14 protein-coding genes and 1 pseudogene are annotated in these 19,229 nt (G+C 44.5%); 5 read left to right on the top strand and 10 right to left on the bottom strand.

Features of this window, described 5'->3' with window-relative positions; translation table 11 throughout:
• The first annotated feature begins 63 nt into the window (after window positions 1-63).
• The gene (gene hutG, locus HMPREF2917_RS00545) at window positions 64-1,056 is read left to right on the top strand and encodes a formimidoylglutamase (RefSeq protein WP_024054987.1); all 993 of its coding nucleotides are present in this window, start codon (window positions 64-66) and stop codon (window positions 1,054-1,056) included.
• Window positions 1,057-1,199: 143 nt separating this feature from the next.
• On the opposite strand, the gene HMPREF2917_RS00540 is transcribed toward hutG, so the two are convergent.
• The 10 genes and pseudogenes from HMPREF2917_RS00540 to HMPREF2917_RS00500 all read right to left on the bottom strand — a co-directional run bounded on the left by HMPREF2917_RS00540 (window position 1,200) and on the right by HMPREF2917_RS00500 (window position 15,762).
• Window positions 1,200-4,136 (bottom strand): ATP-binding protein, encoded by a 2,937-nt coding sequence (locus HMPREF2917_RS00540; RefSeq protein ID WP_070588695.1) that lies wholly within the window; start codon window positions 4,134-4,136, stop codon window positions 1,200-1,202.
• A gap of 132 nt (window positions 4,137-4,268) precedes the next feature.
• A complete protein-coding gene (gene metF / locus HMPREF2917_RS00535; protein ID WP_070588693.1) occupies window positions 4,269-5,144 on the bottom strand; it encodes a methylenetetrahydrofolate reductase [NAD(P)H] in 876 nt (291 codons plus the stop codon).
• A gap of 113 nt (window positions 5,145-5,257) precedes the next feature.
• Complete coding sequence (gene metE / locus HMPREF2917_RS00530; RefSeq protein WP_070588691.1) at window positions 5,258-7,507, bottom strand: 5-methyltetrahydropteroyltriglutamate--homocysteine S-methyltransferase; 2,250 nt, start codon at window positions 7,505-7,507, stop codon at window positions 5,258-5,260.
• Between the two features lie 331 nt (window positions 7,508-7,838).
• The gene (locus tag HMPREF2917_RS00525; RefSeq protein WP_070588689.1) at window positions 7,839-9,446 is read right to left on the bottom strand and encodes an alpha-glucosidase; all 1,608 of its coding nucleotides are present in this window, start codon (window positions 9,444-9,446) and stop codon (window positions 7,839-7,841) included.
• Window positions 9,447-9,515: 69 nt separating this feature from the next.
• Window positions 9,516-11,747, bottom strand: coding sequence for a glycoside hydrolase family 31 protein (locus HMPREF2917_RS00520; RefSeq protein ID WP_070588688.1), 2,232 nt, complete (start codon window positions 11,745-11,747; stop codon window positions 9,516-9,518).
• Window positions 11,748-11,893: 146 nt separating this feature from the next.
• A pseudogene (locus tag HMPREF2917_RS11605) lies at window positions 11,894-11,989 on the bottom strand (CPBP family intramembrane glutamate endopeptidase); the annotation flags it as partial.
• 353 nt (window positions 11,990-12,342) lie between these two features.
• Window positions 12,343-13,008 (bottom strand): potassium channel family protein, encoded by a 666-nt coding sequence (locus HMPREF2917_RS00515; protein ID WP_023919047.1) that lies wholly within the window; start codon window positions 13,006-13,008, stop codon window positions 12,343-12,345.
• A 9-nt stretch (window positions 13,009-13,017) separates the two neighbouring features.
• Complete coding sequence (locus HMPREF2917_RS00510; RefSeq protein ID WP_070588687.1) at window positions 13,018-14,400, bottom strand: TrkH family potassium uptake protein; 1,383 nt, start codon at window positions 14,398-14,400, stop codon at window positions 13,018-13,020.
• A gap of 31 nt (window positions 14,401-14,431) precedes the next feature.
• Window positions 14,432-15,196: a nucleoside phosphorylase gene (locus HMPREF2917_RS00505; protein WP_070588686.1), complete on the bottom strand. Its 765-nt coding sequence runs from the start codon at window positions 15,194-15,196 to the stop codon at window positions 14,432-14,434.
• Window positions 15,193-15,762, bottom strand: a complete 570-nt coding sequence (locus tag HMPREF2917_RS00500) for a sugar O-acetyltransferase (protein WP_031574556.1) — start codon at window positions 15,760-15,762, stop codon at window positions 15,193-15,195. The genes HMPREF2917_RS00505 and HMPREF2917_RS00500 overlap by 4 nt, the downstream gene beginning before the upstream one ends.
• Window positions 15,763-15,939: 177 nt before the next feature.
• Between HMPREF2917_RS00500 and HMPREF2917_RS00495 the strand changes: the two genes are divergently transcribed.
• The 4 genes from HMPREF2917_RS00495 to HMPREF2917_RS11600 all read left to right on the top strand — a co-directional run bounded on the left by HMPREF2917_RS00495 (window position 15,940) and on the right by HMPREF2917_RS11600 (window position 19,194).
• Window positions 15,940-16,683: a DeoR/GlpR family DNA-binding transcription regulator gene (locus HMPREF2917_RS00495; protein WP_070588684.1), complete on the top strand. Its 744-nt coding sequence runs from the start codon at window positions 15,940-15,942 to the stop codon at window positions 16,681-16,683.
• Between the two features lie 12 nt (window positions 16,684-16,695).
• The gene (locus HMPREF2917_RS00490; RefSeq protein ID WP_070588681.1) at window positions 16,696-17,505 is read left to right on the top strand and encodes a Cof-type HAD-IIB family hydrolase; all 810 of its coding nucleotides are present in this window, start codon (window positions 16,696-16,698) and stop codon (window positions 17,503-17,505) included.
• A gap of 271 nt (window positions 17,506-17,776) precedes the next feature.
• Entirely contained in the window at window positions 17,777-18,778 is a 1,002-nt protein-coding gene (locus tag HMPREF2917_RS00485) for a VWA domain-containing protein (protein ID WP_256324237.1), read from the top strand.
• Between the two features lie 26 nt (window positions 18,779-18,804).
• Entirely contained in the window at window positions 18,805-19,194 is a 390-nt protein-coding gene (locus tag HMPREF2917_RS11600) for an LPXTG cell wall anchor domain-containing protein (RefSeq protein WP_256324236.1), read from the top strand.
• The last annotated feature ends 35 nt before the right edge of the window (window positions 19,195-19,229 follow it).

The following is a 19,229-nucleotide window of genomic DNA, read 5'->3' as shown; positions in this document are numbered from 1 at the left end:
AACAGAGGCTGGCGATCTTCTCAGCCTCTGCCTGCTTTCAGAAAAATAAGGGAGGCGACAAGCTTGCTCACAAACTACTATCCAATGACCTACAGCTACTACCAAGGTAGCATCGAGGACAATCCCTACACGGCCAAATGGGGAATGGTCACCAAATTTTTAGACCTAAACGACGAGACCCTCACTCCATTTGAGGGGATGACCTTTGGGATCATCGGCTTTAAGAGCGACAAAGGAGTCTATATCAATAATGGGCGTGTAGGAGCAGTCGAGGGTCCTACAGCCATCCGTTCTCAAATCGCTAAACTTCCATGGCACTGGGGAACCAATGTGACGGTGTATGATGTGGGAAATATTGACGGGCCCAACCATTCACTAGAAGAACTCCAAGAAAGTCTCTCACAAGCGATTCAGCGCATGTACCAATTAGGGATCCAACCCATTGTCCTAGGAGGCGGTCACGGAACTGCTTACGGCCACTATCTAGGGATTCAATCCAGTTTAGAAAAAGATGAACAACTGGCTGTGATCAATCTGGATGCCCACTTTGATTTGCGACCTTACGACCAAACCGGTCCCAATTCTGGAACAGGTTTTCGTCAAATGGCTGATCATGCGAAAGAAAAAGGTCAGGACTTCCCTTACCTCATCCTGGGGATCCAAGAGCACAATAATAACCTCTTCCTCTTTAATTATGTTGCTAAAACACCAAGCATTGATTTTTTAACTGGCCAAGATCTCTTCCAGATGAGCCACCAAGCCATTCTGGATCGAATCGATCAATTTTTAGAAAACCAAACCGCGATCTATCTGTCTATTGATATGGATTGCTTTGCGGTCGGCTCTGCTCCTGGTGTTAGCGCCATCCAATCACTTGGTGTCGATCCCAAACTAGCCCTCCTGCTTCTCCAACACATTGCTGCCAGTGGTAAGCTAATCGGATTTGATGTCGTGGAAGTTTCTCCTCCTCATGACATTGACAACCATACTTCAAATCTTGCTGCGACCTTTATCTTTTACTTGACCCAAATATTGGCGCAACAAAAACTGAACTAAGAAGATTTCTACACACATAAAAAGCATAGAAACACCCATTGCTAGGGCATTTCTATGCTTTTTCTTCATTTTCAGACACAATGATCTTTGCCTGAAAAGAGGACAGGCCACTTAGCCTTCTCTTATGATTTAGGCAAGAGACACTACAGGTCTTTTAATTTCTTAAGAAACTGACGATCTCTGTAGGGATTCAAGTGTTGCTCTGCCACCTTCTTGTAGTAATTCTTATCTTCTTTCAAGAAGGTGCTCAGGGCAGGAGCGAGCTCTTCTCCCTTCTCCTTTTGATTAGATAAGAAAGCCAATAGATAATGAACCATCCCCTTATCCCGCGAATTGGCAGATGGATTCATCGTCCTTTCTTTTCGAGCCAGATAATCCGCAACCTTCTCCTGATCCCCTTGCTGACAAGCAATCAAAGATTGGTAAAATTCGAGCAATTCTTCCTTCCAAGGGAAACGAACACTGGACAAAATCTTCTGAGCTCTGTCAAAACAGAGGCGAGCTTGAATCAAATCTCCCTTCCAATAATAGGCGATCCCAAGATCAATATCAAAGACGACGCGGACGGAATCAACAGCTTGATCTCCCACCAAACGCAGAACCTCTTCTAAGTGGATGACCGCTACTTGGAAATGCCCTCTCACTTGCTCGATTTCAGCGAGGTAGGCCAAAGAAGCTGCAATTTGAATGGCATACTTGGCCTGCATGCTATTGGTCAAACTAAAGCAATCAATAGAGCGATACAGATGCCGGGTTGCCTGCTCCTCATCCCCAACCATCAGGTGATACAAGCCCTTCAAACGCAACTGGATCGCGATGACCTCATGATTATTAGCTTGGATGGCATCTTCTAAAGCTAAATCTGTATAATAGGCCATCTCAGAGATATTTTCCGTTTGAATGCAATAATAAATGATTTGCCGATAACCCTCTAAGAGGAAGTCGGATTGCTTGAGTTCCCGCGCATAGGAGATGACTTTTTGGATATCATGAATCCCCTTTTGATACTCCCCACTTCGAATAAAATAGCGACCTTCTAGGTACAAGTAACGCAGTTGTAAATGCTTGTATTCTCTATCTCTTTGGTGCCTTGAAAAGAGGTTATCTAATTCTTGGCGAATGCGGGATAGCTCTCCAAAAATGTCCAAATGGCTATTTGTACCATCTGATAGGAACCCCTCATCTACCTTGGAATAAATCGGAAACAGCTCATGCTCCAGCTGAAGGATTTCTTCTAAATAGGTCAACTCAAAAGATATGGAACGCAAAAGATTTTGGGATTGTTTGTATTGGTAGGCAATTTCCTTATAAAGAAGAAGGTCCGTCGAATCTTCTAAAGTTTCTTCCAATTTTTGCGCAATTTGTTGGTGGAAGAGCCGCCGTCTAGCTGGCGAAAGAAGATGGTAAAAGTACATGGCTACCAATTGCTTGCAGAATTGAACCATGAGAGCCTCGCCTTCTTCTACGATTGAGACGATCGCTCTTTCAGATAAAGGCTCGATTAATTCTGTCAAAACAGGAAGCTCTGTAGCCGTCAATTCTGCTAAGATAGACAGAGAAATTGGCTTATGAAAACAAGATAGGTAGTGTAGAAGAGCCTCTTCCTCACTGCTCATATCCCCAAGCTCCTGAGAAAGATAGGCTTGAATGATATCAGGCAAGGGTTCTAAATTTTCATTTTCTTTCCACTCTTCGATATAGCTGGACAGAAAGAACGGACTGCCTTCACTCCATTCGACCATCTGCTCCATCACTGCAGGCTCTATTGCTCCCAGTTCCCCTTTCAAGAGAGCACGACTTTCACTTGGGGCAAAATTGGTCAACTCTAGTTGGGACAAGCGTTTCTCTACCTTCAAGCCCCCCAAGAAGTTGACGAAGAAAGCTGGCAGAGGCTCTTCAGCTGTAAAAATCAGTTGCCATTTCTCCTGGTTTCTTCTTTCCTCTAGTTGTTTCACTTTTTCTAGAGACACTGCATCGAACCACTGGGCGTTTTCAAGCAGGATCAGGAGCGGTTTTTCTTTGCTAAGGCTCTGAAGCTGATTCCATACAGAAATGAGATCATCCTCCTCTTCCAGAAGGGAAATCCCCATCTCATCCCCCAGTTTCTCTAGCGCTTGTCTGAGATCATTCCAGGCGCTTCCTTCATAGCGTTGACTAGTAGCTTTTCCTTCCACCTTGATAAAGTTAAAACTGCGATTGGACATCAAGACCAACTGCCGTAACAGACGTTTCTTACCTGTTCCAGATTGCCCTATCACGAGAAAAGGACCTACCGCCTCACCCGTCTCGACTAAGGAAAGGTATTCCTCGAGTTGCGAGAGTTCTTGTTTCCGACCAAAGAAGGGAAGTTCATGGATATTTAAGCGATGACTCAGTTTATGAGTTCGTTTGGCTTCCAAAACGGAGTGATAAAGTTCCTCAATCGCTCGACTGGGACGCACACTGAGCTCGCGATCCAATAAATCGACTAGCTTATAGTAGGTCTCAAAAAATTTTCCTAGCTGATGATGGAAGCTATAATACTCCATCAAGAGCTGGTAGTTTTTCTCTTCAAATTCATCCAGCTCTACCAAATGATGGAGCAAGATTTCTATACTAGGATCTGCAAAACCGACCTGCTCAATTTTTTGATAGCAGCTTTCGACATAGAGCTTCCTATAAGCATCTCGTTTACGAGAAGCCCACTGATCAAAGTCTTCATCATCCTTGACATAGAAGCCCTCTAGAAAGTCTCCCTGATAGATATCCAAGGCACTTAGTGGGTCTCTTTCAAAACGCTGAACATCTAAACAAAGACTCAACTCAGGATTAAGAGCCAAACTACTCCGGCTTGGTGAGACAATGATATCTCCTTCAAAGATTTTATTGGCTTGGTAAACCGTATTCCGTAAGTTTTTGCGAGCGACTTGGTTTTCCTTATCTCCCCAGAGGATACCGGCTATTTCATCACGGTTGACTTGCCCCATGACCGCCAAGTAATAAAGCAAGGCCTCCATCTTCGAAAAAGAAAACCGAATATCTTTCTGATTGAAAACAACCTTAGGGGGTCCAAATAACTTTAACGTGAGATCTTTCTTCATTGCAAGCGCCTCCAAAATCGTCTTAGTTATACTATAAAAAAAAAGTTGGCTTTTAGCAAGTGATTTATCCAAATAAAAAGAGATTGAGAACGATTCTTTCTCAATCTCTACACTTCCTACTAAAAGTGTTGATTAATTCCCTTCAAAATTCGGTTGATGATCAAATAACGCCTTTGTTGCTTGGTAGACGTGGTAAGCGACATCTTCATTGTTCATGGTGTAAAGGTGGACACCTGCCACATCTTGAGTGACCAAATCAACGATTTGATCGACTGCATAGGCAAGTCCTGCTGCTCTGAGTGACTCAGGATCATGCTCATACTTGTCCAGAATGGCTTTAAACTTCCGTGGGATATGAACATTTTCACAAGTCTTAAGGAGACGAAGAGCCTGATTACGGTTGAGAATCGGCATCACTCCTGCATGAATAGGAACATCGATCCCAGCCAAGGTACACTTATCCTGAAAATCATAGAATCGCTCATTGTCAAAGAAAAGTTGAGTGACCAAGCTAGAGCACCCTGCATCTACCTTCTTTTTAAGATTTTGAATATCTGAAATTTGGTTTGGAGAATCTGGGTGTCCCTCAGGATAGCAAGCACCAATTACCTCAAAATGAGGAGCTTCTGTTTTAATAAATTCAATCAGATCCGTTGCATAACGAAAGTCTTTTAAAGGTTCCACACCAGGAATAATATCCCCACGCAGAGCCAAAATCCGATGAACCCCTACTTCATCTAACTCATGAAGAGTATCGGCCACTTTTTCCTTGCTCAAATAGACGGCTGGCAAGTGAGCAATCGTCGGAATAGACAATTCATTTTGAATGTAATTGGCTAAAGCAACCGTCGTCTCTTTGATATTGTATTTATTATTGCTAGCGGTCACACTAATAAAGTGAGGAGCTAGCTCCTGCATATTTGCCAAAGCACGTAAGAGTTTGGCATTGCCTACTTCAGGATTTGGAGGAAAAACTTCAAATGACAGAGACGGTGTGTGTTGTGACATATTCTATCCTTTTCTTTTGTTTCTTTGATCAAGAACTCTGAGCCACTATTTCTAAGATAAGGGAACGATTCGAAAACCCTCTACACGATGATAGAAGGTCCTCGAAACATTTCTTACAAGTGTTCACGCGCTTCTTTAGCAGCATTAACGAGTTTGATCAAGCTTTCTTTTGTTTCTTTAATTCCACGAGTCTTCAAACCACAGTCAGGGTTGATCCAAACTTTGCCACTTGGTACTTTTGCCAAGATTGCTTCGATGGTATGATCAATTTCACCGTCTTGTGGGACACGTGGTGAGTGGATATCGTAAACCCCAGGTCCAACTTCTGTTTGGAAGTTTTTTGCTTTCAACTCATCCAAGATTTCAAGGTTTGAACGGCTTGCCTCAAATGAGATGACGTCAGCATCCAAGTTGTCGATAGCTGGGATGATATCTGTAAATTCTGAGTAACACATGTGAGTGTGGATTTGGGTGTCTGGTGCTACAGTTGAGTGTACCAAACGGAAGGCTGGAATCGCCCAGTCAAGGTAGTCTTCGTACCAGTCGCTACGACGGAGTGGCAATTTTTCACGAAGAGCAGCCTCGTCGATTTGGATGATCTTCACGCCTGCAGCTTCAAGGTCAAGAACTTCATCCTTGATGGCAAGAGCGATTTGAAGAGTAGAATCCTTGATAGAGATGTCTTCACGTGGGAATGACCAGTTAAGAATGGTAACAGGTCCAGTCAACATCCCTTTAACAGGTTTGTCTGTACGGCTTTGTGCGTAGCTAGACCATTTCACAGTGATTGGGTTGAGACGAGTCACATCTCCCCAGATGATTGGTGGTTTCACCCCACGCATACCGTATGATTGTACCCAACCGTTTTTAGAGAAGAGGTAACCAGACAAGTTTTGACCGAAGTACTCAACCATATCGTTCCGCTCGAATTCACCGTGTACAAGTACGTCAAATCCAACTTCTTCTTGCCATTTGATCCATTCGTCGATCGTTTCAGCAAGGAAGGCATCGTATTCTTCTTGTGTCAATTCACCCTTACGGAAGGCCAAACGTTTGGCACGTACTTCCTTAGTTTGAGGGAATGAACCGATGGTAGTTGTTGGAAGTGCTGGAAGCTTGAAGGCTTCTTTTTGGATTTCTTCACGTTCTGCGAAAGCTGGCAAACGAGTGTAGTCTGCTTCTGTCAAAGCTGCGATACGAGCATGAAGTTCAGCATTTGCTCCAACGCGTTCTGTTGCAAAGAGTTCTTTGTTGGCAGCAAGAGCTTCTGCCCCTTGACCATTGCGGATGGCATCCAAGTCACGCAATTCACCCAATTTTTCAACTGCAAAGGCGAAGTGGTTCAAAATAGCTGGTTCAAAATCTTCGTTAGCCGTTGTAAATGGCACATGAAGAAGGGAGCAAGAAGTCGTCAAGACAACCTTTTCAGCTGGAACTTGATCCAAGATTTCCAAACTCTTTTCATAGTTGTTGCGCCAGATGTTTTTCCCATTCACAATACCTGCATAAAGGGTCTTATCAGCTGGGAAGCCACCTTTAACGAGTTCAAGTGTTTTCTTGCCTTCAACAAAGTCAAGACCAATACCATCTACTGGCAAGTTCACAAGATCATTGTAGACATCACGAACATCACCAAAGTAAGTTTGGATCAAGACTTCAAGGCCTTTCTTGTCAGCCAAGAGTTTGTTGTAGAGGTTCAAGAAGAGAGCTTTTTCTTCAGCTGACAAATCTTTGACAAGAGCTGGCTCATCGAGTTGAATACGAGTCGCACCAAGCTCAGCCAATTTGGCAAAGACTTCTTGGTAAGCAGCAACCAAGCTGTCGACGAAGTCTTCAGCTTTCACACCATCTTCAAAGTCAGATAATTGAAGGAAAGTGAATGGTCCAACCACTACTGGACGAGTGTTGATCCCCAATTCTTTGGCTTCTTGGTACTCATCAAAAATCTTGTGACCAGCCAATTTCACTTCTGTCGCTTTTTCAAATTTAGGAACGATGTAATGGTAGTTGGTGTTAAACCATTTTTTCATTGGAAGGGCACGGACATCCCCTTTTTCACCTTGGTAACCACGCGCCAAAGCGAAGTATTGTTCAAGGTCTGTCAAATCCAAGTTTTGAACAGATGCAGGCACGACGTTGAAAAGGAAGGCCGCATCAAGGAAATTGTCGTAGTGTGAGAAGTCATTTGAAGGAATCTCTGAGATGCCTTGTTCTTTAACAATGTTCCAGTGTTTTGCGCGCAAGTCTTTAGCAGCTACCAAGAGCTCGTCTGCTGAGATTTCTTTTCTAAAGTATTTTTCAGTTGTAAATTTTAATTCACGGAATTCACCCAAACGTGGGAAACCGATAATTGTAGTTGACATGTTGTGTCCTCCAAAAATTCTAATTGACACTATCATATCAGAAGATAGCCGTCTTGTATAATTGCTTTTACACGAATTTTGATATAGCCAAAAACTATAACACAGATTTAATAGGCCTTGAGAGCAGAAATCAAAATCAAAAACTAGGACTTCTTATAAATATTTCCTATAACCCAAGCATCCCCAAAACCATTTTTGAGCGGATTTTAAGCGGATTTTTGAGCGGATTCTGCTAGAAGAACAGCCCCTAAAAACTAAAGAAGGCCTTCTCTACTGAGAAAGACCTGCTTTTATAAGGAAGTTCGTTCCTTAATTTTTTTCATTTGCTTCATTAGGCTAATTTGACACAGAAGGCATCCCAAGGGGCTAACTTGCCCGATTCGAGGACCTGCTCCACCTTGGTATTGGCAATGAGAACCTCTTCAACTCCATTGACAAGTGGTAAGTCTTGCTCTTGACTTGAGAGATTGACAACGACGAGGTAGGCTTGCACTCCTTCTACCCGCTTGTAAGCAAAAACCTTGTCTACTGCGTCCACCAATTCATAATCAGCCGTCACAAGCCAAGGATACTCTTTTCTCAAGGCCACCAGAGTTTGATAGGTATAGAAAATGGAGTCTGGATCTGCTAGAGCAGCCTCAACATTGATCTCTTTGTGGTTTGGGTTGACCGCAAGCCATGGTTGACCTGTCGTAAAGCCAGCTTCTGCCTCATCATTCCACTGCATCGGTGTCCGTGCATTGTCCCGACCAATATGGCGGATCTGATCCATGATCACTTCGAGTGGCACTCCTTTTTCTAAGGCTTCATGGGCATAGTTGATTGACTCGATATCTTCTACATCCTCGAGGGTCTGAAATGGATAATTGGTCATCCCGATTTCTTCTCCTTGATAGATATACGGAGTCCCCTTCATCAAGTGAAGCAGAATTGCTAAAGCCTTGGCAGATTTGACACGGTAGTCGCCATCATCCCCCCAAGTTGACACAATCCGTGGGAGATCGTGGTTGTTCCAAAAGAGGGAATTCCAGCCTTCGTCTTTTCCTAATTCCGTCTGCCACTTGGTGAAAATTTCTTTCAATTTTGGCACATCCAATTCCTTAGCGTAGTGCCATTTTGGTTGACCCGGTTGGTATTGAAGACCAATGTGTTCAAATTGGAAGACCATGGACAATTCTTGATTTTTTGGATTGGAATATTGCTTAGCAATCTCTGGAGTCGCTCCCCAAGTTTCTCCCACGGTGAGCAGATCCTTATCGCCAAAGGTAGCTTGATTCATTTCCTTCAAATAAGGATGGAGCATGGGACCATTGCTGATGATTTCCTGATCTGGGATCTTACCGATCATATCGATGACATCCATACGGAAGCCACCAATCCCCTTGTCAATCCAGAAATTCATCATGTCATAGATCTGATGACGAAGCTCCTCGTTTTCCCAGTTGAGGTCTGGTTGCTTCTTACTGAAGTTATGCAGGTAGTATTGGCCTGATGCTTCATCCAATTCCCAAGCAGAGCCACTAAAAGCAGAAATAATACCATTGGGCTCATTGCGCCAAATATAGAAATCCCGCTTTGGACTATCTGGATTTTCACGTGCTTCGATAAACCAAGCATGCTCATCAGAGGTATGGTTGACCACCAAGTCCATGATGATTTTGATCTTGCGTTTATGGCCTTCTGCGATCAATTCTTCCATATCTTCCATAGTCCCAAAGATGGAGGCAATATCCTCGTAATCCGAGATGTCATAGCCGTTATCATCCATGGGACTCTTGTAGACTGGTGAGAGCCAGATCGCTGTAATCCCTAATTTTTCCAAGTAGTCTAGCTTGCTCGTGATCCCCTTGAGATCCCCGATGCCATCGCCATTACTATCCTTGAAACTCTTTGGATAAACTTGGTAAATTACGGCATTATGCCACCATTTTTGTTCCATTTTTTTCTTCTCCTTTATGATTGTGAAATCACTTTCATCTTACAATAATAGGGGTGAAATTGCAAGAATTTACAAGTCTTCATTCTCTTCACTGGAATAAATCACTTCAAAGAGACGTTGACGCAAACCTTCCTCTAAAGGCGTAATGATCTTCATCAACTGTTTCCAATCCTTGGCTGTTGAACAAGTCGCAAATAATTCATTCTTTCTATCGTAGGCCAGGTTGGCAGATTTCAAGAGCTCAAACATCCGATCTTCTTTTGCGGTAGGACGCGATTGCAGCTCACCCATCGCAATCTCCTGACTGTGATTGTCCACTAAGATAGGGGCTGTCTCAAAGGTATGGAGGAAGAACCGGTGCTGTCTCTTTTCAGGAAGCAGCGTTCGATCACCTGTTACATCCAGCCTAATCTTTCTTTCATCCCAATTGACAGTTAGGCGGGTTTCAACCCTGTTATCTCCTTCTCCTTCGACGAGTACGAAGGAACGATTGTCACCTGGGAAAAGATGCCAGTCCAGCATTTCTGGGAGCTCTACCCCTGTCTGCGGTTGTGCATCCATAGGGATGATGGCTCCTGCACGCGCAAGGACCGGAATATCCTGGCTAGCTCTAAAGACTGTAAGCTTGCCTTTTCCTTCGTACTTCCAATCATGGAAGAAATCATACCAAACTCCGTCTGGGAACCAAACACTCACAGAAGCACTATGATAGACAGGATCCAGAGCCTCTGTAATTGGGGCCACCATGAGTTCACTACCAAAGAAATATTGATTTTTAGCCTCATAAGCCTCTTCTTCGTTTGGGTAATGGTAATAGAGAGGCTGAACCAAAGGCAGTCCTTCTTCATGCGTCGCCACATTCATGGTGTAAAGATAAGGCAGTAAGCTGTGACGCAGGCGCAAATACTGCTTCATCCAGCGACAGGTCTCAGGCGAGTAAAACCACGGTTCCTTGCTGTTAAAGGCATTACAAGAACTATGGAGACGATTGATCGGGCTAAAGACCCCAAATTGCAACCAGCGAAGAGCCAAATCTTCATCATAGTAACCCCGCATATGGCCACCAATATCGTGACTCCACCACGTATAACCGATATTTGAAGCTGTGCTGGTAAAATAGGGTTGAAAGGCTAGGGATTCCCAAGTCACAATGGTATCCCCTGAAAAACCGATCGGATACCGGTGGCTGCCAGGACCCCCATAACGCGATAAGATGAGACCAGCTTGGCCTTTTCGGCAATTGTCTAGATAATGATAGTGATTTAACAACCAAAGGGGATCCATCTTGCCATGACTTCCCTGTTGCCAATCAATCCACCAAAAGTCGACTCCTTGATTTTCCAAGGGATGGTGGACATCTTCGAAATAAGCTTCGCGAAAGGCTGGACTGTAAAAGTCAAAGCTAGCCGCTTCTTCTTTTTCCGCATCTAATCCCAAGCGTTTTGCAACCATAGGGTAAGCATCTTCGAAGGCGCGAATGCCATCTGCTGGATGGACATTTAAGGTCACCTTTAAACCACGCTCATGAAGACCATGTAAGAAGGCTGCTGGATCAGGAATCAAGTCCCGGTTCCAACTATAGCCCGTCCAACCACTTCCAAAGCGAGCAGGAATCGCTGTCTTATGCCAGTCCATATCGATCACACTGACAGCCAAAGGCACCCCTTCAGCTTTGAAACGATCCATTAAATCTGTGTACTCCTGACTGGTATAAGGCCAATACCGACTCCACCAGTTTCCCAGAGCATAACGTGGCAAGAGGGGTGGTTGTCCCGTCAGATGGTAAAAATCTTTCAAGGCCCCTAGATAATCGCGCCCATAACCGAAGAAATACAGATCCACTTCTGGACATGGCCGTGCTCTATATCCGCTTTCGACATCATACAAGTAGGAACTGGAATCGTCCAAAAGAGCATAACCGGCCTTGCTCAAGATCCCATCTTGCAACTCCATAGCTCCATCGACCTCGTCAAGCGTCCGACTGGTCCCTTTCAAGGTCTCAGGCTGATCTCCATAGTGCCACCGGCTACCATAGACTGCATACTGACCCTTGAGCTCGATAAAAAGCCGATCCGGTGTAAAAGGTCCCTTTTCAAAATGAAGGTGGAGATGCTCCGTATGCAGATCGAGGACCTCTTCTGTCTCTACGACCTCATAAGCAACAGGTCCAAAATCACGATTTTGCACAACTTGCGTCTGACCATCTTCAAAAACACCATCCTCTGAGTATTCCAAGCGAACCAAAGATTCCGTTAATACGGAGATTCGGTAGTTCTCTCCCTGTATCACTGATCCTGCCATTTGTCTTTCCTCCTCTTTTTATAGGGCATCTGACTGCCCGCTTTTTATCTGCTCCGCCTCTCCGTGTAGGCGTTTACGATTTTACTATAGCACTCAAAAAAAGGCCTGTCAACACCTGACAGAGCCTTTCCTAAAATTTTATAAGATCAACTTCCCCAATGGATCAAGAGATACATGAGACTCGATCCAAACATATCTGCCAAGGCATGCATGAGGAAAAATGGCAAGAGATTCTTGACGACCTTGAGGACGGACGTTAGGTGAAATTATCCAGTGGATGATTTCAGCAATCCAGGAAGCTCCATGACTAAATTAAGATACAGAGGGTGTCTGCGGAGTAAAAATTAAAAATCATATTTCTGCAGAATCATTTCACCTATTTTAGTTAAGAAATAGGTTATCAACATTCTGAGGCCGGGACAAAAGTCCTAGCCTCTCAATTATTTTTGGATTGTAGAGCAAGACGCAGTGGTTGAGTGGGCTCTAATACGCTGATTTCAACAGCTTATACAGCCCTACTCAACTGTGCGGAGGTGGGACGACGAAATCGAATTCTAATGAATTACCGATTTCTGTCCCACTCTCAATTACACGATTAGTCTAACAAGTCTTGGATTCTATCCAGATACTGGTTGTCTGTCACCGCCATCACGCGCACCCCTTCTGGCCAGATAAAGTCGGGAGCAATCTGAATATGAAGCGGTTGATCTTCCGCATCTCGATAACCAATAATGTTGAGATGGTACTCCTCTCTGACAGCCAAGTCCTGAAGGCTTTTTCCTACCCAGCTGGATGGAACCGTAAACTCGACTACTACCACTTCTTCATCCAACTGGAAAACTTCAATCCGGTGTTGGAAAAGAACCATTTTAGCGAGGGACATGCCTGCTTCTACCTCTGGCAGGATGACCAAATCAGCCCCAATCTTTTCCAGAATTTCTTTGGTCACTTCATTTTTGACCTTGGCAATGACGTGCTCGACACCTAGTGCCTTACAGTGCATGACAGCCAGCACACTGGACTCCAGGTTTTCACCCGTCGCGATCACGACTGTGTCACAGTTCCCAATATCTGCTGCATCCAAGAGGTCCAACTCCGTAATGTCTCCAACAATTCCAGTCGTAATCATGGATTCATATTGGTTGATCACATCTGCGTGATCATCAATCGCAACAATATCCACATCCTGGTCTTGCAGGGTTTTCAGGACACTCTGTCCAAAAATTCCTAATCCTAAAATTCCAATGGTACGATTTGCCATAAGTCTCTCCTATCCGATAATGATGTCTGCTTTAGCATATTGCAAGGCATCTGCCTTCTTAGCTTTGTAATTGTTCAAACTGACCATAAGGGTCAAGGGGCCGATCCGACCGATAAACATGAGGACCATGATAATGCCTAGTCCCGCCCCATTTAAGGTCGAGGTCACATTGGCTGTCACACCTACTGTCGCTAGAGCCGATACTGCCTCAAAGACCAGGTACAAAAAGCGTTGACCATCCGGAGTCACGAGACAAAGACCAAAGAGTCCAAGGAGAAAAGTCAACTGGAAAATCACTGCCGTCCCCAAAGAGCGTTGGACCAAGTCTGGTGCGATGGTGCGTTTACCCAGGTTGGTATGTGGCAAGCCGAGCAACTCTTTGCGCGCTAAGAGAATCAGCACCAAGAAGGTGGTGATCTTCATCCCTCCTGCTGTCCCGCCTGGTGCTCCTCCTAGGAACATCTGTAAGAGATAGATAAAGAGCGTCACTGGCCGGACTGCTGTATAATCTAGCGAAGCAAAACCAGCTGTCCGCATACTGACAGTTTGGAAGAAGCTGACCAAGATCTTCTCTCCTAATGGAAGGGACCCAATCGTTGCTGGATTATTAAACTCGGTCAAAAGACTAGTCACTGTCCCAAAGAGAAGGATCGCAGCTGTTAACCAGAGAACCACCTTGGTATGGAAGCGAAGAGTTCGCCGCCCTGATTGATTGCGGGCCTTGGTGGCTAGGTCAAACCAGACCATGAAGCCCAAGCCTCCGGTAATGATCAGAGCAGACAAGGTCAGATTGACCAACCAATCGGTCTGGAAACTCATCATACTATCGCCCCCAAAATTATCAAAGCCCGCATTACAAAAGGCCGAGACAGCAACAAAGATGGAGTTAAAGATCCCATGGCCCCAGCCAAAGCGAGGAATAAAGCGAGTCATGAGGAGCAAGGCCCCCAGTCCTTCGATGGTAAAGGTGGTAATAAAGATGGAGCGGACAAAACGGGCCAAACTCTGGTTATTGCTAAAACTAAAGCTATCCCGAATGGTCTGCCGATCCTTGTAACTGAGCTTTTGGCGACCTTCCATAAAGAAGAGACCGATAAAGGTCAAAATCCCTAATCCCCCAATCTGGATCAAGAGCATACAAATCAATTGCCCCCAGCCATTATAGGTCGAAGCCACCGACTGGGTAAAAAGCCCCGTCACACAAACCATAGAGACTGCTGTAAAGAGGTGATCGATATAGCCTGCTGTTGAGCTTACTTGCTGGACAAAGGGCAAACTCAGTAAGAGCGAGCCCATCAGGATAACCAAGGCAAAGCTGAGAAAGATCCGCCTTGCCGGAGACAGGCGAGTCAGTTTGGCTCGCCATTGTTTAAAATATGATTTCACTAACATAGCTTCATTGTATCATAAAAAGAGAATAGACCTACAAGTAATGAACCATTTCTAGGCATAATTCTAAGGCCTTCTCGAATGCTTCAGAGCCCCAGTCACGCTGGTCATAATTTTCCAGGTCTGCAAGAGAATCTGCGGTAAAGAGGAGCAAGCCCCAAACCGCCCCACGAAGTTGAGCCACTGCAGCAAGGGAGGCGCACTCCATCTCCACCACACTACACCCTTCTTCGATGCGATAGGCCACCTTGTCAGGTGTTTCCCTATAAAAACCGTCGGTCGACCAGGTCATGACCTCTTGATAAGGAATGGACGCTTGTTTGAGAACTGTTTCAATAGCAGTCAGGGCACGGCCGTCCACCTCTATATAACGGGAGGGCGCCACATAATGGTAACTGGCTCCCTCATCTCGCAAGGCCTTGGTAGGGATCAAGAAGGCATTTTCTTCTATGTCCACCAAGACCCCACAGCTACCTGCCGATATAATCTTCTTCACCCCATAGCCAATCAACCAATCCATGAATTGGGCAGCAGCTGCAGATCCAACTGGCGCTTGGGCCAAGCAGATTTCCTCTCCTTGGTGCTCCATAACATAGACCGGATAGACCTTGGTAGCTGAGACAAAGCTAGCTACTTGTTTGGCTCCAACAGCTTTGGCAAAGCGATCAATCTCATCCTCCAGGAAAGCATAAACACATTTTTCGGGTAGGTGCAGGTCTAACCCCTCATGGGTCGGCATAATGACTGCCTGCGGATTGTCGTCAAACTCTAAAATGGGTATTTCATGTTTATGGATCATTGTTTCTCCTTTTTGACGAGTATTTCTTTAATGACACGGGCTGGGTTTCCTGCAAGGACCACATTGTCTCCAAAGGACTTGGTGACCACTGCCCCAGCGCCAGCGACCACATTATCACCCAGCGTCACTCCAGGAAGGATAGTAACGCCTCCTCCTGCCCAGAAGTTGTCTCCTATCGTAATCGGAGCTCCGTACTCGAGACCAGAATTGCGCTCGTCTGGATCCAGTGGGTGCAAGGGCGTCAAAAATTGGCAATTGGGACCAATCATGGCATTATTGCCGATCGTAATGGGACAAATGTCCAACATGGTCAAATTGTAATTGGCATAGAAATTTTCTCCTAGATGGATGTTGACCCCATAATCCACAAGAACCTGACGATTGAGATAGAGGTTTTCACCGGTTGATCCAAACCACTCTTTGATGATAGCTGCCCCTTTTTTAGGATCCACCTCTTGGTTAAAAGCTTCTTGTTTCTCCCGAGAGGATTGGGCCAAAGCCCGTAATTCAGGGTCCGCAGGTCTATAGTAGTCACCCGCAATCATTTTTTCATATTCACTGGCCATAAGGAAACCTCCACGTTATTTTGACATATTATAGCAGAATTCCCCCTTTAAAACAAACGTCAGAATAAGGGTTTGCAAGAAAAAAGATCGTAAACACTTAAAAAAACTTAACAAAACTTGCATCCACTTACAAAATGGTGTACAATGAAGACAAGAACAGAAATAAGGAGCGAATTCATGTACCAGGAACAGCGACTCGAAAAAATATTAGAACTCTTAGAAGAGCGAAAACAGCTATCGGCTAAAGAAATGGTTGATTACTTTAAGGTTTCAAAAGATACTATTCGCAGAGACTTTGCCCTTCTTAGCCAACGCCAGCTGGTCCGCAGAACCCATGGTGGTCTCCTTCCCTTAAACAAAGAACCCGGCCCTTCTTATCTAGACCGTAGTCAGAAAGCCAACAAGGAAAAGACTGCCATGGCTCAAAAGGCCCTGCAATTGATCCAAGATGGACAAGTGATCTTTCTCGATGTTTCCACCTCGATGACCCTGCTTGCTGGTTTGCTTAATAAGGAAGTCACAATCTATTCGCATTCCCTTGACAATGCCATCCAGCTCAGTAGCCATTCCCAGGTTGACTTTCATCTTTTAGGAGGAAAATTCTACCCTAAAAACCGCTTCTACTATGACGCGAATCAAGCACAAATACTGGACAATCTTCGCTTTGATCTCGCTTTTTTTGGAGCGAGTAGCTTAGCCAATGGCGAAGTCACCTTTGAGGATGCTGAAGACGTTGCCGTCAAGTCTCTCGTTTTTGAACGAGCTCGTACCAAGATCCTTGTGGCAGAAAGCAGCAAGTTCTCCCAAAATGCCAACTACTATCTTGCTCGTCTCAAGCAATTTGATTATTGGATTACCGACCAAAAACCAAGCCCTGAAATCCTTAAACAAGTCGGCAACGAAACCACTATTCTCTATTAGGAGGTAATCTTTATGTCTCACATTCGTCTCATCATCAGCGATATCGATGGCACCATCTTAAATGACCACCATCAGATCGATCCACAGTTAGCATCATTGATCCCGGATTTAAAGCGTGAAAAGATTCCTTTCGTGCTGGCCTCTGCTCGCTCTCCAAAAGGGATGGCACCCATTGCCAAAGAGCTCGGCATAGAAGACTGTCCTATGGCCTGCTACAATGGAGCCTTGATCCAAAAAGGAGAGCAGGTTCTGTTTGAGCATCCCTTAGACAAGATTGAAGCCCGTCAATTTATTGATTGGGCCAACCAACACTTTCCTCAGGTTTCGATCAACCTCTATAGTGGAAAAGACTGGATGACCGATCATCTCGACCAATGGAGCCAAGAGGAGGCCCGGATTACAGGAGAAAAACCTATCATTCTTCCCCTATTGGATCCTTTACTGGATGCGACAAAGCCCCTCCACAAATTGCTCTTAATTGGGGAAGCAGAAGAGATCCAAGCCCTCTATCGTGCTATTTCTACCGACGACTTCCCTTCTACCGCCTTTTATCTCTCCAAAGCCAACTACCTAGAAGTCACGGCTAAGCACGTCTCTAAAGAGGATGCTCTGGTTGAACTCGCCAACCACTACCACTTGATCTTAGAAGAAGTCCTCACCATGGGGGACAACTTCAATGACCTTCCTATGCTCAAAAAAGCAGGCATCGGGGTCGCTATGGGCAACGCTCCTCAAGAGGTGAAAGACGGAGCAGCAGTCGTGACAAAGACCAACAATGAAAACGGGGCTGGGCAAGCGGTTGAAACCTATGTGTTGATCTAGAAACATAAATAAAGTGACTAGCTAGTATTTTTTACGACTAAAAAATATAGTAGAAATGCCGATAAAATAAGGATTCCTGCAAATTTGTGGGAATCCTATTTTCTTTTGCACGCTTTGTATATTTAAATTATTTTGTGTATATTTTCCCCACTCAGCTTTTTATCAATAATTAGGGATATAAAAGTCGGTAAAACCCTTGATTATTATACCGTTGACAAGTTTTTCAAAAACCTGTATGATAGAAAAAAGTTTATTAAAAAGGGGACGTATTTTGAAAAAATATACTATTTCACGTAAACAAACTTTAACTTTAGCTTCCGTTGTTTTAGGAACGGTCTTCACAGGAACGACTATTGCTTCTGCTGATGACGTTGCACCTGCAACAACCCAAGCTGCTCCTGCAGCTACTACAGCAGCAAAATCACCTATCACTGCTGCAACAGAAGAAATCAACGCCAAAGCCAATACACCAGTTGTTCCTGCTGATAAAGCAAAAACTGGGGATGTCATCGCTGTGGACGTTAAAAAAACTGGCCCATCTGCTAAAACAGACGGTGCAGATACAACCACTACCTCAACAGCAACCATCAAAACTACTAGCTTAGCAGATCCAAACACACCTGTTGGCACTTCAAAACCAGTCTCATCTACTAAGACAGCTACATCTACCAAAGAGACAGCTGACTACACTGAGACAACAACCGAAACAGTCAATAAAACAACTGTAGTCGAAGTTACAAAAGAAGCCGATGTGGTCAATAAAAAAGAAGTTCAAGCAACATCCGACATCGTCTTTGTCATTGACAAATCAACTTCAATGGATTCTCACATCAGGGATACGATGAAGAATGTCGAGACCTTCGTTCGCAATCTATCGGCCAAAAATATTCAAGCTCGTTTAGGATTGGTTGAATACGAAAGAGCTAGTGAAGTCAAATACCATGATTTCAATGGATCTAAGTTCACAAGTGATCCAGAAAGCTTCATTTCCGCCCTGAAAACCATCAAAACTGATGGCTACTATGAAAATGCTACTGTTCCATTGCATCATATCGCTACTTCAGGAGACTACAACTGGGGGACTGGGGCAAACAACCATCGCTTTGCTTTCTTGATTACAGATGAGGACATTGATCTTACAAAGGATACACCAACAAAAGAAGCGACACTGAAAGCCCTTCAAGATGCTGGTATCTCTTTGACAGTGGTTGGTGAAACACGTGAAAAAAAGACTTTGATCCATTTGTCAAAGAAACTAATGGTCTCTACCTAGATATCGACAAAAACTTTGCTGACTTGTTGAACGTTCAATTTGCCAATAAAGTCGTTGAAACTGTCCAAAAAGGTCGTGTCTTCAAAGTCCAAACAGACAAGTATGAGTTGATCTCAAAAACTCATCGTGTGGCGAAAGCAAAACCACAAACACCTAGCATCCAAACGCCTGCAACACCGACTCCTACTCCTCAAAAACCGGCTGTTGTAACCCCTGCGAAACCGACTGTATTCACACCTGCTAAAAACGAGCCTGCCAAAACAGCAGTCTATATCGCACCTGCAGCTCTTCCTCAAAAAGAAGCAAGTCTTCCAAATACAGGAAGCAAGACCTCAATTGCCTTGACAACTCTTGGCCTTGGTCTTCTTAGCATGAGTGCTGCCTTTGGCCTCTCTCGTAAAACAAAGAAAGACTAACATGAAAAAGAGAGTGGGACAGAAATCGGTAATTC

The organism is Streptococcus sp. HMSC061E03, from assembly GCF_001813505.1.
Classification (GTDB): Bacteria; Bacillota; Bacilli; order Lactobacillales; family Streptococcaceae; genus Streptococcus.
Note: the sequence above shows the minus strand (reverse complement) of the source record. Positions and strands in the feature narration are given on the sequence as shown.